The sequence below is a fragment of the Paractinoplanes maris genome (assembly GCF_023544465.1).
GTDB lineage: Bacteria > Actinomycetota > Actinomycetes > Mycobacteriales > Micromonosporaceae > Actinoplanes > Actinoplanes maris.
On sequence record NZ_JALPVL010000006.1, the window covers coordinates 157,978 to 172,756 of the forward strand.

Consider the following 14,779-nt stretch of genomic DNA (forward strand, 5'->3'; position numbering starts at 1 on the left):
CCCTCTGACGACGGGTGTGCGGTGGGTCGCTGAGATCGAGGTTCCCAAATCAGCCTCCGAGCGGGCAGAGTGGTAAACGGCGAGACCCGCTACGGAAGGACGGTCACGTGCGAGGCGGATTGGATGACGCTCTCGACAAGCTCGCGCGCCGTGACGAGCTGCGCCGACGAGCCACGGGGGAGACACCCGGCACCCCGGCGGCTGTGACCGAGCTGGTCGAGGCGGTCGCGGCGGTTGTCGCGCGCCATCCGGAGCTGGGCGTGAGCGTGGGCGTCGAGGGCGCCGGCGACCCCCTTCTGCTGCACTTCTATCTCGCCGAGGGCCAGGTCCAGGTCAACGCCGAGAGCGCGGCCGCCCTGTCACCCGAGCCCACCGGCCCCCGGCACGCCGACTTCGACCTCGACGCCGACGACACCGGCGAGCGTCCCTATTCGGCCGCGCCCTATTCGCCCGCCCCGCCGGAGCCGGGCGGCGACACCCGGCGGCTGAGCCAGGACGATCAGGATCGCTTCGGCCCGGCCACCTTCGGTCACACGTCCGCGCCGCCGGCCTCCGACCAGGGCTACTACGCCGACTCCGACACTGCCGAGCGACGGTACGGCTCATTCGACACCGACGCGCACCGGCCCACGCACGACCGGGCCGATCCGCGCCATCCCGCGCACGACTCGACCGACGCGCGCCATCCCGCGCACGACTCGACCGACGCGCGCCATCCCGCGCACGACTCGACCGACGCGCGCCATTCCACGCCCGACTCGGGTGATCCGCGTTATCCCGCGCACGACCCGGGTGAGTCGTCGCGCGATCTGGGCGCCCGCCTGCGTGACCTCGGCATGGCGACCAGCGGGCAGCCGGGCCCGGAGTATCCGCCGCATCCGTTCGCGGCCACGCCCCCGCCGCCGGTGCCGCCGCAGTCAACACCGCCGCGCCCGGCCGTGGCGCCGCAATCGACACCGCCGCGCCCGGCCGTGCCGACGCAGGAGGACTCGGCCGGCCCGACCCGGCGCATCCGTCCCGAGCAGCATCGGCCACCGGCCGAGCCGTCCGCGGCCGAGCGCGGCGTCTCGGTGCCTGAGCAGCGCAGCATGCTGACGCCGCTTCCCCAGCCGATCCCGTTGCAGGTCGAGCGGCCGGAGGAGACCGAGATGGCCGCCCGCCGCTTGGCCGCGCTGCTGCGCGACGATCCGTCACTGCTCGATCAGCCCCGTGGTTGAACGCAGCGTGATGTCGGCCGTCGCTGAGCGACTGGTCGGTTTCCGCCCGAAAAGCCCGGCTGAGATGTCTGGGTTAGCCCTTTCGGCCAGATCACCACTCAGGACCTTGTATCACGCTGTGTAACTGAATTAACTTCCAAGGCGTTCCCCACTACGGCGCGTGACCTTGACCGGTTTCGCGGCCCACCTGCGTACGCCTCGGAGTCCTCGATGTCGCTGCCCGAAGTTCACCTGGTCGCCGGAACGGTGGCCGAGGCCGTACGGCTCGCTCCCGTCGCCCTCGCCATGCGCGAGCAGGGCCGGCTCGCTCCCGTCCCGATCGCCACCGGCACCCACCCGGACGCAGTCGGTCAGGCCCTCACGGCCTTCGGGATCACCCCGCGGATCACGCTGCCGTCCGGTGACGGCCACACCGAGACGATGCGCCGCTTCGACGACCTCTGGGCCGTCCGGACGCCGGGCGCCGTCATCGTGCGGGACGGGCTCGCACCGGCGCTGGCGGCTTTCTGGCGACGCGTCCCGATCCTGACCATCGACGCCGGTCGCCGCTCGGGCGAGCTCGGCTCGGCGTCGGCCCTGGACGCCCAGCGACGCCTGCTGGCCCAGGTCACCACCGTGCACCTGGCCGCGACCCCGCTGGCCGCGATGAACCTGCTGGACGAGCGGGTGGTCGCCGGCGACACGCTGCTGACCGGCGGCACCGCCCAGGACGCGGCGCAGCTGCTCGCGGCCAGGACGATCGCCGCGCCGCCGCGGGGTCACCGCACGATCGTGCTGGGCGTGCCGGCCGAGCGGGCCGCGGCCATCGGCCCGGCGCTGCGCTATCTCGCCGGTCGCTACCCCGACCTGGAGGTTGTCCGGGCGGCCGACTTCGCGCCCGGTCTCGAGTTCGCCACCCTGCTGGCTCAGGCCTACCTCGTGGTGACCGACGACGAGGACCTGGTCGAGGAGGCGCTGGCCGCCTACTGCCCGGTGCTGATGATCGGCTCGGAGGCCCGGCATGCCGAGGCCCTGCACGCCGGCAGTGCCCGCCTGGTCGAACCCGACCCGGCCGCGATCTCCAGTGAGGTGGCCGGGCTGCTGGAGACCCGGGTGCGCCGCGACTCGATGGCGCTCTCCGGCAACCCGTACGGCGACGGTCTCGCCGCCTATCGCGTCGCGCAGGCCGTGGCGGCCCTGCTCGGCCATGGGCAGTTCCCCGACCCGATGCCCGCCCAGCCCACGGCCGGAGTGGCCCGATGAAGGAGAGCGTCATGGACGTCGTCGGTTTCTGGACCAAGTCGTGGACGAGCGACGACCGGGTCGCGGTGCGGCAGATGCTCGCACCGGACGCCGAGATCGAGTGGAACCTGGACTCGCCGGTCGACGACGAGGAGCTGGTGCAGGTGCTGCACCGGATCGCCGCCTTCGCCGACACGGTGACCGTGGTCGGCGAGACCCGGGCGGCCGACGGCGCCGCGCTCGTCTACGACCTCGAGGCGCCGTTCGGCACGGTACGAATGATCGAGTTCCTGACCGTGGCCGGCGGCCGGATCACCGAGGTGCGCCAGGTCTACGACGTGACCGCCACCGACCGGTTCTTCCCCGGGCTCTACGCCAATTAGCGCACGCGGTCGAGCAGCGCGAAGAGGTTGACCCAGTGGCGCTGCTCGGCCTCGCGGTCGTACATCGACGTGTCCGACATCGTGAAGCCGTGCGGCGCTCCCGCGTAGACCTCGGACGTGTAGGTCACGCCGGCCTCGTCGAGGGCCGACTCGAGTGTCTTGATCTGGTCGGGGGTCATCGACTGGTCGTTGTCGGCGTGCGCGAAGTAGAGCTCGCCGGTGATCACGCCGACCCGCAGGTGCGGGCTGTCCGGCTGATCGGTCACGACCCGCCCGGCGTGGAAGCTCGCCAGCGCCTTGATCCGGTCGGGGTGCGCCTCGATCGCCCGCAGCGCGTTCATGCCGCCCATGCAGTAGCCGACGGCCACGACCGGCCCGTCGGCCACGCCGGCCTGGGCGTGGAAGAAGTCGAGATAGGACTGCGAGTCGGCCGCCACCCGGTCGGCGGTCAGCCCCTGGATCAGCGGCATCAGCCGGCCGAAGGCGGCGCCCCGCTTGTCGGCGTCGGTGAGCTCCTCCGGCTGGATCAGCGGGGACGCACCGCCGCGGTAGAGGATGTTCGGCGCGAGCACCGCGTAACCCCGCTCGGCGATCCGCTCGGCCATCTCGGCGATCCGCGGGCGCAGCCCGAACGCGTCCATGAACAGCAGCACACCCGGGAACGGCCCGTCGCCGGCCGGCCGCACGAAGTAGGAATCCGCAGTGCCGTCCGCGGTGGAAATCTGCACGGTGTTCGTCTGCATGCCGCACCTCCGGCAGCGACCGTAGCACCAACCGGGGAATCATCCCCGGTCTAGTCGTACCCTGTCATCCATGGCAGATCGACTGCGCGCCGACGCGCAGCGTAACCGGGTCGCGCTGCTCGCCGCCGCCCGCGAGGTCTTCGGCGAGCACGGCCTCGACGCCTCGCTCGACGAGATCGCCCGCCGGGCCGGGGTCGGCAACGCCACGTTGTACCGGCGCTTCCCGACCCGCCGCGATCTGATCGCCGAGGTCTTCGCGGGGCAGATGACCGGGTACGTCGAACTGGCCGAGACCGCGCTGGCCGAACCCGACCCGTGGGCCGCCTTCGTGACCTACCTGACCCGGCTCTTCGAGGTCCAGGCGACCGACCGCGGGCTGTCCGAACTCCTGGTGACCAGCGGTTTCGAGGAGGACGAGCGGCTGGCCGGCCTGCTCGCGAGCGCTCAGCGCAGCGCCTCCCAGGTGATCCGGCGAGCTCAGGCCGCGGGCCGGCTGCGGGCCGACTTCACCCGGCAGGACATCAGCCTGCTGATGCGGGCCAACGCCGGTGTGCTCCGCAGCTCGGCCGACCCCAGCGCCTGGCGCCGTCAGCTCACGCTGGTGCTCGACGGACTCGCGGTTGATTGATCATCGATATTTAAAGCTGTTTAAGGACCGTTTAACGCGCTGCGGCCGACACTCGGCTCTCATCCCCACGAAGGTGCGACTCCGGGCCCCCACCCGGAGTCGCGCTGCTTTCGCTGGTCAGGCGAATCCGCGACCGGCCTCGGCCAGGGCCTCGGACACCAGATCCCACAGGTTGGTGCCGGGCGGCTTGTCGAGCCAGAGGTGCAGCGCCACCCGCAGCGAGGCCAGGAAGGCCGCGGAGGTCATCTTCACCCGTACGCTCGCCGGGTCGTCGCCGGACCGGGCCGCGATCTCGGCCGAGAGCTCGCGTTCGAGCGCGGCGAAGGTCTGCACCTGCGCCGACACAAGAGCGGGCTGGGTGCGGACGAGACGGCTCTGCGCGACCCAGTGCGGGTCGAGCTCGCCCAGCTTGAGATAGAACTGCTCGGCCGCCGCGGTGAGGGCCGCCCACGGTGTCTCGCCCGCCGGGCGGGACCGCACCTGCTCGATCAGCAGATGGATGCGCTGGTAGTCCCCGTAGAGCAGGGCCTCTTCCTTGCTGCCGAAATAGTTCGAGAACGTCCGCCGGGAGACCCCGGCCTCGTCGGCGATGGCCTCGACGGTGACCCGGTCGGGACCGTGCTCGATCGCCAGTCGCATCGCGGCGGCGTGCAGGGACTGCCGGGTGGCGGCTTTCTTGCGTTCACGGAGCCCGGGCTCGGCAGCGGTGCTCATGGTCCGAGCGTACCGGCGTGTGATTCCCTTCTCAATGTGCAAACTTGCGCAATGGGAAAGGTCCGTCGATAGTTGTATGAGGCAACCACTTCTGAGCATCACCACGATGGAGGCTGCGCGATGAGCGCCTCGACCACCACGAGCGTCCGCCCGGGCGCCATGTCACACCGCCAGATCATGGAGGCCCTCTCCGGCCTCCTGCTGGTGCTCTTCGTCGCGATGGCCAGCTCGACCATCGTGTCCACGGCGCTGCCCAAGATCATTGGCGCTCTCGACGGCAGTCAGACGCAGTACACCTGGGTTGTCACCGCGACCCTGCTCACCGCGACCGCGTCCACCCCGATCTGGGGCAAGCTGGCCGACCTCTACAGCAAGAAGCTGCTGGTCCAGATCGCCATCGTGGTGTTCGTGCTCGGCTCGATCGTGGCCGGCTTCTCGCAGACCGCCGGTCAGCTGATCGCCGCCCGCGGGTTCCAGGGGCTCGGCATGGGTGGCGTCCAGGCCCTGGTCCAGGTGGCCATCGCCGCGATGATTCCGCCCCGTGAGCGCGGCCGCTACAACGGCTACCTGGGTGGCGTGATGGCTCTGGCCACGGTCGGCGGCCCGCTGCTGGGCGGTCTGATCGTCGACTCGACGCTGGGCTGGCGCTGGTGCTTCTTCATCGGTGCCCCGATCGCCGTGATCGCGCTGGTCGTCCTGCAGAAGACCCTCAACCTCGAGGTCATCCGCCGGGCCAATGTGAAGATCGACTACCTCGGCGCCGGCCTGATCGCGGCCGGCGTCAGCACCCTGCTCGTCTGGGTCTCGTTCGTCGACAGCTCGTTCGGCTGGATCTCGTGGCCCAGCGCCGCGATGGTCGGCGCCGGCCTCGTGCTGATCGCCCTGGCCGTCTGGGTCGAGACCCGGGTCGCCGAGCCCGTCGTGCCGCTCGACATCGTCAAGCAGCGCAACACCGCCCTCGCCATCATCGCCAGCCTCGCGGTCGGCATGGCGATGTTCGGCGGCGCCGTCTTCCTCGGTCAGTACTTCCAGATCGGCCGGGGTTACAGCCCCACCGAGGCGGGTCTGCTCACCATCCCGATGATGGCCGGCATCCTGGTCTCGTCGACGGTCACCGGGCGCATGATCACCAAGAGCGGCCGGATCAAGCCGTACATCCTGACCGGCACCATCGTGCTGGTGGCCGGTTTCGCCGGGCTCTCGATGCTCGACCACGAAACCCCGCTCTGGTACGTCGGTATCGCGATGGCCCTCGTCGGTGCGGGCGTGGGCATGTCGATGCAGAACCTGGTGCTGTCGGTGCAGAACACCGTCTCGCTCAAGGACATCGGCGCGGCCAGCTCGACGATCGCCTTCTTCCGCTCGCTGGGCGGCACGATCGGCGTCTCGGTCCTCGGTGCGGTGCTCGCCCGCCGGGTCAACGACCAGATCACCCACGACCTGGCCAACGCGGGCGTGCCGGCCGGCAGCACCAGTGGCGGCAGCACGCTCAACCTGGCCGCGCTGCCGGACTCGATCCAGCACATCGTGCGGGCCGCCTACGGCGACGCGACCGGGCACATCTTCCTGATCAGCGCCGCCATCGCGGTGGTCGGCGTGATCGCCGCGGCGCTGCTGCGCCCGGCGGCGCTGCGCTCGACGGTCGACGTCGCCTCCTCGTCGCCCGATTCCCCGGCTTCCTCGGGGACCAAGGAAGCCGTCCTCAGTCGCTGACACATCCCGGCTCCAACGCGGCGTCCGCTCCGGCGGGCGCCGCGTTTGTTGCCCCTGGGGCGAGATTGCTCACGCGGGTCAATATGGAACCGCAGCCTCACGCAGAGCTAACCTTCGAAAGCGGAGCGCTGATCATGGTGTTTTCCTCAACACCCGGGCGGTGCTGTCGATCAGTGGCGCAGGAGCGAGAAAGGGGGCTGGCCACGTGGATCCGGACCGGGAAGTGCTTGACACCGAGCGGCTGGACGCCGCCCTCCTCGAGCTGGAGGACGAGATCCACTGGGATGCCGTGCCCATGCTCGAGCTCGCCGAACGCTACGAGCGTCAGGCCCGCCTGCTCGGTGACGACATGCTCGTGGCCCGGGCCCGGCTCAGCCAGGCCAACATGCGCATGCGCTCCGGTGACGTCGCCGAGGCCGCGCAGCGCATCTGGCACATCCACCAGTGGGCGGTCGACCACGACGCCCGCCGGCTCACCGCCCGCACCCATCTGATCTGGTCGGCCATCCACCGCCACCTCGGCGACGCCGCGCAGAGCCTCGAGCATGCCGTCCTCAGCGTCGAGCTGCTCGACGACACCGCGACCCCGCACATGCAGATCTGGCACCGGGCCAAGCTGGCCGACGCACTCGCTTTCGCCGGCTCGTTCGAGACGGCCCGCGACCGTTTCGACCAGGCGGAACGGCTGACGACCGATTTCAACCGTCCCTTTCTGCGGCTCTACGTGCTCAACAACTACGCCTACTCGGAGCACGCCGCCGGCAACTACGAGCACGCGGAGCGGGTCGCCCAGCGGCTGCGCGTGCTGGCCGCCACCCACAGCTTCGAGCTCGACGCCACCGTGCTCGACACGATCGGCGCCATCGAGCTGGGCAACGGCCACTACGCCGCGGCCGAGCAGACGATGCTGCAGTGCATCGAGAAATACAGCCAGATCCGGCGCGACGACGCCGACGCCATGCCTGAGTACCTGCTCAACCTGGCCCGGGCCCAGCGTGGCCTCGGGGCGTACGAGCGCGCCCAGCGCAGCCTCGACGAGTCCCGTGAGCTCTGCGCCGACCGCGAGCTGGGCCACTTCCTCGTGCAGGTGCACCAGGAGCAGGCCGAGCTGCATGCCGCCCGGGGTGAGTTCGCCGAGGCGTACGAGGCCCACAAGGCATTCTTCGAGGCCTACGTGGGGTTGCGGTCCCGCCAGCGCGAGGCGCAGGCCCGCACCCGGCAGGCCCTGTTCGAGACGGCCGAGGCCCGGCAGGAGGCGGAGCGCTTCCGCGAGCAGGCCCGGCGTGACCCGCTGACCGGGTTGCACAACCGCCGCTTCATCGACGAGCAGCTGCCCCGCCTGATCGGCACCGATCCCGACCTGACCGTCGCCCTGGTCGACCTCGACCACTTCAAGCGGATCAACGACCAGCTCTCCCACGACGTGGGCGACCAGGTGCTCGTGCAGGTGGCGAAACTCCTCGAGACCGAGCTGGCGGCCGTGTCGCCCGACGGTTTCGTGGCCCGGATGGGTGGCGAGGAATTCCTCATGGTGCTGCCCGGCTGCCCGACGGCGCGGGCCGGTCGTGAGTTCGACCGCATCCGCCGCGCCGTCGGCGCCTACGACTGGGCCGGCATCACCCGCGGCCTGCCGGTCACGATCAGCATCGGCGTGGCCTGTGTGAGCGAATCCGAGAAGCTGACCCAGCCCGGCCTGCTGTCCACAGCCGACCGCAATCTGTACGCGGCGAAGCACGGCGGCCGTGACCGGGTGGTGTGCGGCCTACCCGGTGCTGATCGCGCCCCGTCCTACCGTGATCACGCCTCGGCGGCCTGAGCAGCGCGCTGGGCATCGAACGACGAACGTGCTTTTGATCGACTTCGACCGTTACGCTTTACCGCACTGACGGACAGTCGGCCCGGTGCGGGTCAGGCGAGGAGGCGGTCGTGGGCGATTACTCCCCGGTGCCTGAGGTGGCGCCCCCGGGCGTGAACATCAATGTCCCCCACTCGGCCCGCATCTACGACTACTGGCTGGGCGGCAAGGACAACTTCGCCGTCGACCGCGCGGTGGGCGACGCCATGATCAAGGCGATCCCCGGCATGCGTTACATGGCCGCTGAAAACCGCAAGTTCGTGCACCGGGTGGCCCGCGACCTGGTGGAGAAAGAGGGCGTCCACCAGTTTCTGGACGTCGGCACGGGCATCCCGACCCGGCCCAACCTCCACGAGATCGCCCAGCGGATCGCCCCCGAGTCGCGGGTGGTCTATGTGGACAACGATCCGATCGTGCTGGTCCACGCCCGAGCCCTGATGATCAGCACCGAGCAGGGCCGCAGTGAATACATCTCGGCCGACCTCCGCGCCCCCGAGTCGATCCTCAACGACAAGGTGCTGGGCGACACCCTCGATCTGGAGAAGCCGATCGGCCTCACCCTGATCGCCATCCTGATGCTGATCGCCGACGAGGACGACCCGTGGTCCACGGTCCAGGCGCTGCGCGACGCGATGCCGTCGGGCAGCCTGCTGGCCATCACCCACCCGACGGCCGACTTCGCGCCCGACGAGGTGAACGAGGCGGTGGCCGCGGCGACCGGGGCCGGCATGACCCTGGTGGCCCGGCCCGAGGCCGACGTGCGGCGCTTCTTCGGCGACTGGGAGTTGCTCGAGCCGGGGCTGGTGCCGGTGTCGAGCTGGCGTCCCGACGAGCCGGTCGACAATCCGGCGGCCGCTTATTACTGGGCGGGCGTCGCGCGCAAGCCCTGACCGCCGTCCCGGACGCTCGCCGGCCCTACCCGTTTGTCGGCCACCCGCCAGTCCGCCCGGCTCTGAAACCTCGTCGGTCCCGACCTTGACATCTCTTCGGCCCCGGCTATGACCACCTCGGTCAGCCATTCGCCGGCGGTGACGTTTCGTTGGGCGCTCTCCAGCCCTGACCACCGGGGCACTCGCCGGAGCTATCCCCATCCAGCCGCGACCACTGGGCACTCGCCGGAGCAGATCCCATCCAGCCGCGACCACCGGATGCTCCCCGGAGCTGGTCCCGTCCAGCCTGACCCTTTTCGGGCAACCGTGAAGACTGACCCTATTTCAGGCCAGCCGCGAACGCTGACCGTTTTGGGCAATTCGCTCAGCCCAGGCGGCTGGACTCGGCGGCCGTTGCCGACTCTCGCATCACTCCGGAGCATGCGTGGCTCGACATCGGCGGACGGGCTGACGTCACAAGCGCGACAGTCGCGGGCCGGAAGCAAACCGGCCGGGCCGCCCGGCACGGGGGAACCGGACGACCCGGCCGGAGCCGGGGAAAGTTCATCAACTGAGGTTTAGGCAACCCCGGCCCTGAGAACGCATGTCGTCGCCGCGAGACGCGCGGGCCGACGGACTGACGCCACAGTGGAGCAACGATCAGTAACCACTGCGCGCCTGCGAACGATTGATCCCGCCGCCCGGTAATCACGTCCCAGGCATTTACGCTTAGTGATCACTACTGACGCCCTGTCAACAGAGAGGAGCGGAGCAGAGGGCCGGAACCGTGATCAATCACGGGCATCCCACTCTCCCCCATCATTCGCCGGCCGCCGGCCCCCAGGCCGGGACAAGACATGCCGCACATCCCCGAAGCGGTGCGACACCACCGCCGCTCGAGCCGTCGCAGCACTCACGTCGTCGGTGATCGACTCGGTCCGGTAGAGCAGCGCCGGATTGCCCCGTCGCGGCTCGGCCGGCTCGCCATCGCCTTGATCGAAGTGCTCGGGACCGATATTCGGAACAGCCATCTCGTTACCTCTCGCTAGGACGCCCCCGCCAGGGAGCCTCGCGCCGAGGCCGCGACGCCGTTTCCGCGACCGACCCGTCACTCAAAGATGTCACCCTAAGTGACACCCGCAAGATGCGTACGTGCGTTATCATGCTCACAATCCCGTGAGTACGCAAGGCCAAATGCACGTGCATTTGCACAAGGTGTGAGGCAATGATTGCGCACAGGAGAGCAGCTGACTCCGGACGATCCTCGCCCGGAGGAGAAACTAGGGAGCTTCAACATGACGTACGCGGTCAACGGCATCCCCGCCGGCCAGTTGGAAGGTGTCACCTGGCAGAAGAGCCGGCGCAGCAACCCCAGCGGCAACTGCGTCGAGTGTGCCGTCCTGCCCAACGGCGAGGTGGCCATGCGCAACTCCCGGGACCCTGAGGGTCCGGCTCTCATCTACACCCCCGGCCGAGATCGAGGCCTTCCTCGGCGGCGTTCGCGACGGCGACTTCGACAACCTGCTCGCCTGAGCCGGCGTACCCGAAAGCCTGAAATCTTGTGGCCGAGGTCGAGTCGGATGACAGAGCTCGGATGAACGAACGAGGTCCCGGACCGGCGCGGGACGAGCCGGCTCAACGGGAACAGCGCTGGCCCTTCGCGGCCGGCCGCTTCGAGTGCGACGTGCCCATCTCCACGTCCCGCTCGGGGCAGATCGCCCACCGGACTGATCGCGACAGCTCGCACCCGAGCAGCGACTCCGGGCCGACGGCAGCGATGCCGCGGGTGGCAAAGCAGTGGCCGGGCAACGCGATGAGCAAGCGCCCGGAAAAGAGATGGGCCTGCCTGGTTGTTCAAGCCAGGCAGGACCCGAGACGGTGAAAGGTCTCGTCCACGGTCGTCGGCAGCGGGCGTGGGCGAGCCAACCGATATTCACCCGGGGCCGGGGCTCCAGACGAATTCGCAGAGCCTACCGCGCGTCCGGGCTCGGCTCCAGACAGTCGTGAAGATCAGGCGGGACGGCCGACCTCGTGGAGCAGCTTGCCGAGAATCTCGGGCGTGTGCCCGGGCGGTTCGGCGTCGATGCAGACCCGCTCCATCGCCATCGCGTACTGGTCGACGTCCTCACGCTTGTCGAGGTAGATGGCGCTGGTGAGCTGCTCGACATAGACGACGTCGGGAAGCTCGGGCTCGGGGAAGCGCAGGATCGCGAACGGGCCACCGGCCGCGGCGTGCCCGCCGGCGTGGAACGGGATGATCTGCAGCCGTACGTTGGGCTTCTTCGACGCCTCGATGAGGAACTCGATCTGAGCCTTCATGACGTCGACGCCGCCGATGGGCCGGCGAAGCACAGCCTCATCGATCACCGCCCACAGCTGCGGGCCCTCGGGGCGGTCGAGAATCGCCTGGCGCTGACGGCGCAGCTCGACCCGCTTGTTCATCTCTTCCGGCGTGACGCCGGCGTGGCCGAGCATGATGACCGCGCGCGCGTAGTCGGGCGTCTGCAGCAGGCCCGGCACGAACTGGATCTCATAGGTGCGGATCAGCGTCGCGGCGGCCTCGAGGCCCAGGTAGGACTGGAACCAGCCGGGCATGACGTCGCTGAACTGCTGCCACCAGCCCGGATTGTTGGCCTGACGGGCCAGCACGAGCAGTGCCTCACGCTCGTTGGCCTCATTCACGCCATACAGGGTCAGCAGGTCGCTGACGTCGCGCTCCTTGAAGCTGACCCGGCCGAGCTCCATCCGGCTGATCTTGGATCCCGAAGCTCGGATCTCCCACCCGGCGTCCTCACGAGTGATGCCCTTGGCCTCGCGCAGGCGACGGAGTTGGGCCCCGAGCAGGATGCGCAGGACGGTAGGGCCGCCGGTCGGGGCCTCCTCCTGCTGCGTACCCGCGCTCACCTGGCTCCTCGTCATCGCTTTGTGGGGGCTGCCCGGCCGCAGTCCCTCAGCATCCTAAAGGGGAGATCGTCCACAACGAAACAGCCCGGGCGGGTGCCCGGGCGTTCGCCCAATGCGGATGCACGTGCATCCGGCCTTGCGAACGCCTTGGTACGCGAGCATGATAGCTGACAGACACGCACCATCTGCTGACACAGCGTGCTGAAAGTTCGGCTTCTCGGCCGACACGTCCGACTCGGTGGCGTTCCCCCGCCCACCGGACGAGCGAGTCCCGAGATCTTGGAGGGTCATCTCGATGTCCACGGCTCCGACGTCCGCCCCGACCATCGCCCCGCCCCAACGCGACCCGGCAGATGTGGCATCCGCCGACAGCTACCACCCCTCCGACCGCGTGTGGGTCTACCGCGACGGCTGGCGCGCCGGAGTCATCGAAGCAGCCTCCCCCCGCGCCGTCACCGTCACCTACCGCCCCGGCGCCCACCTCGGCACCGGGGTCGACACGTTCACGGCGCCCTACGTGAGCGCCCGCTCCAGCGAGGACCCGGCCGTCGACCGCCGTCACATCGGCCGCGGCGTCTACACCCCGTCCGGCCTTCCCGTGCGGCACTCCGCGGCATGACCGGGGCGGTCACCGTCGCGGCCGTTGTCGGCTTACTGAGCCTGCTCGCCGGCGTGGGCCCTGGGATGGCACCTCCGCCGCACGAACGAGTGGTGCCCGTCCTGCGGTGACCAGATGACCTGCCCCACGTGCGGCAGCGAGGCGGCCCTCTCCGAGGCCGCCGCCGTTCCTCCCCGGCTCTGACCGGGTCGCTCTTCCCGCCGTACGCGGATAGACAGCCACCCAGAGGCGCCGACCTCCCCGCCGTACCCCTACTCCGCCGGATGCGGTCCCATCACCTCGGCGGCCTGAGTCCTGCCGCTCCGATCCTCCCGCACCCTCAGCCCCGCCTGGGCTTTAGTCCGGCTCCAACACCCCCACTGCAGCCGACACCCACCTGCGCTTCGGTCCGCTCCCAGTGCGGTTCCGCACCCCAGGCAGCCCGGGCGATAGCACTTCCGAGCACGCCGGCCGCCTCCTGGATCTCTGCCAACCCTTCTCGCAGACTGTGCCGGCGACGCCCGCAAGTGGCCCATCGCGCGGTTGTGCCCACCCGGACAGCGCAGCTACATCGCCGCGCGAAGCGCGGAAGCGGCTCGCAGTTCGCCGGCGAGCCCCGTCGCTACGACACCTGCCGCCGGTCTTCTTCGCGCGTAGACGGCTTCTCGTAGCCGAGTTGCCTTCCCCAGCAGCTCCGGCCGTAACACCTACCGCTGCTCTTCTGTGCGAGCCGCGGGCCGCCAACGAGAATTGAAAGATATTCTTGTTATTGCGCTTTGAACTACTTCACCTGATAAACAGGCGGCGACATTTGTTACCAGGACTGCAATAACATCTCTCTTTCGAGGCCGTCACCAGGGAAAGGGAAGCTCTGCGGGTGCAGACCCACGGTCCCACAGCGTTGCCACCAGGCACTTCGCCCGGTATGCGGAACGCTCACGCTCCACATTGGGGAGCCCTGTCACCCTAGAGGAAATTGTCCGGAACAAGCCACCTCCGCCCTATTACCGAGCGATCTCCACAGCCGCTCGCGCAGCCTTCTCCGACCACGCTTCGTATATGCACGAGCATGCCCGGACGACCTCGAAAGAGGGTATTCACAGCGCGACTACGAACCGTCGATCTACTCGCCCGCTGCCCCAGATCATCCCGCTAGATACCCAGATAGGAGTTACTGAGCGGTTCTCCGCTGGATGCGAATCCGTGGGGTCGCCCACAGCGCGGTGATGCTCGCCCTCGACCGGCATACCGGACACATGAGACATCGGCGCAGCCGGACGCCACCAGTCGGCGCCCAGCCAAGAACGTCGGCGGCGTTCCTCCTCGCTCGAGACGCTCCCGCCGCCGCCCGGCACCTCCCCGGCCGGCACCTCCTCGTACCGTACGAAGTGGACGGATTCGATCCAGAGCTGGGTCGAGGTGGCGGTGCCCACCCGTGCGAGTGACGCGTGCGCCGCGCCGGCCCGCAGCGGACCCGATGTCCGCCGCAAAGCCGCCTTTCTGGGTTTCTGTGAGAGCCGTCGCCAACGCGTTTCAACGGGTTACCAAGCCGCAACGGCGGGTATCAATTCGCCGTCGAGCGGCAGGCAGTCAGTCGGAGGTGGTCACCGTGCTCGATCCTCAGGAGAAGGCCGAATTCGATGGTTTGGTGACGCTTCTGCGCACGACCGACCCGAGGTTCTGCCGCCGGATGAACCGCATGACCAAGCCCCGCACCCTGCTCTACACCACCGCCGCGGCGACGCTCTGGATCCTCGCGCCGGTCTGCATCGTCTTCGGCGGCTGGACGGGCGCACTCTTCGCGGTGCTGGCCATCGGGTACGGATTCCGTCTGTACACGAAGCGCAACGGCCACCGCCCCCAGCCGGCCTGGTGGGTGGCGACGCGAGGCCGCCCGACCCATCCGGCCTAGCGGATCCGCCACGCCGCAGACC

Annotated in this window: 12 protein-coding genes and 1 pseudogene; 10 read left to right on the plus strand and 3 right to left on the minus strand. The window is 69.4% G+C overall.

The features are described 5' to 3' along the window. The first annotated feature begins 107 nt into the window (after positions 1–107). From NAG42_RS18690 to NAG42_RS18700, 3 genes are all read left to right on the plus strand, one after another. The gene (locus NAG42_RS18690) at positions 108–1,217 is read left to right on the plus strand and encodes a hypothetical protein (protein WP_250031647.1); all 1,110 of its coding nucleotides are present in this window, start codon (positions 108–110) and stop codon (positions 1,215–1,217) included. Positions 1,218–1,427: 210 nt separating this feature from the next. Further along, positions 1,428–2,459, plus strand: coding sequence for a UDP-N-acetylglucosamine 2-epimerase (locus tag NAG42_RS18695; protein WP_250031648.1), 1,032 nt, complete (start codon positions 1,428–1,430; stop codon positions 2,457–2,459). A gap of 11 nt (positions 2,460–2,470) precedes the next feature. Next, positions 2,471–2,821, plus strand: coding sequence for a hypothetical protein (locus NAG42_RS18700; RefSeq protein ID WP_250031649.1), 351 nt, complete (start codon positions 2,471–2,473; stop codon positions 2,819–2,821). Here NAG42_RS18700 and NAG42_RS18705 read toward each other — a convergent pair. After that, a complete protein-coding gene (locus tag NAG42_RS18705; RefSeq protein ID WP_250031650.1) occupies positions 2,818–3,564 on the minus strand; it encodes a dienelactone hydrolase family protein in 747 nt (248 codons plus the stop codon). The genes NAG42_RS18700 and NAG42_RS18705 overlap by 4 nt on opposite strands. Positions 3,565–3,634: 70 nt before the next feature. On the opposite strand from NAG42_RS18705, the gene NAG42_RS18710 reads away from it, so the two are divergent. After that, positions 3,635–4,192, plus strand: coding sequence for a TetR/AcrR family transcriptional regulator (locus NAG42_RS18710; protein ID WP_250031651.1), 558 nt, complete (start codon positions 3,635–3,637; stop codon positions 4,190–4,192). 117 nt (positions 4,193–4,309) lie between these two features. On the opposite strand, the gene NAG42_RS18715 is transcribed toward NAG42_RS18710, so the two are convergent. Beyond that, entirely contained in the window at positions 4,310–4,906 is a 597-nt protein-coding gene (locus NAG42_RS18715) for a TetR/AcrR family transcriptional regulator (RefSeq protein WP_250031652.1), read from the minus strand. Positions 4,907–5,026: 120 nt separating this feature from the next. On the opposite strand from NAG42_RS18715, the gene NAG42_RS18720 reads away from it, so the two are divergent. The 4 genes and pseudogenes from NAG42_RS18720 to NAG42_RS18735 all read left to right on the plus strand — a co-directional run bounded on the left by NAG42_RS18720 (position 5,027) and on the right by NAG42_RS18735 (position 10,876). Further along, entirely contained in the window at positions 5,027–6,619 is a 1,593-nt protein-coding gene (locus tag NAG42_RS18720; RefSeq protein WP_250031653.1) for an MDR family MFS transporter, read from the plus strand. 223 nt (positions 6,620–6,842) lie between these two features. Then, the gene (locus NAG42_RS18725; protein ID WP_250031654.1) at positions 6,843–8,435 is read left to right on the plus strand and encodes a tetratricopeptide repeat-containing diguanylate cyclase; all 1,593 of its coding nucleotides are present in this window, start codon (positions 6,843–6,845) and stop codon (positions 8,433–8,435) included. A 110-nt stretch (positions 8,436–8,545) separates the two neighbouring features. Then, positions 8,546–9,364: an SAM-dependent methyltransferase gene (locus NAG42_RS18730; protein ID WP_250031655.1), complete on the plus strand. Its 819-nt coding sequence runs from the start codon at positions 8,546–8,548 to the stop codon at positions 9,362–9,364. A gap of 1,274 nt (positions 9,365–10,638) precedes the next feature. Next, positions 10,639–10,876, plus strand: a pseudogene (locus NAG42_RS18735) (DUF397 domain-containing protein). Between the two features lie 477 nt (positions 10,877–11,353). Here the strand turns inward: NAG42_RS18735 and NAG42_RS18740 are convergent. Continuing rightward, positions 11,354–12,247: a Sco1979 family transcriptional regulator gene (locus NAG42_RS18740; RefSeq protein WP_250031656.1), complete on the minus strand. Its 894-nt coding sequence runs from the start codon at positions 12,245–12,247 to the stop codon at positions 11,354–11,356. A 295-nt stretch (positions 12,248–12,542) separates the two neighbouring features. Here NAG42_RS18740 and NAG42_RS18745 point away from each other — a divergent pair, with 295 nt between their 5' ends. Next, a complete protein-coding gene (locus NAG42_RS18745; RefSeq protein ID WP_250031657.1) occupies positions 12,543–12,866 on the plus strand; it encodes a hypothetical protein in 324 nt (107 codons plus the stop codon). Between the two features lie 1,579 nt (positions 12,867–14,445). Continuing rightward, a complete protein-coding gene (locus NAG42_RS18750) occupies positions 14,446–14,757 on the plus strand; it encodes a DUF3040 domain-containing protein (protein WP_250031658.1) in 312 nt (103 codons plus the stop codon). The last annotated feature ends 22 nt before the right edge of the window (positions 14,758–14,779 follow it).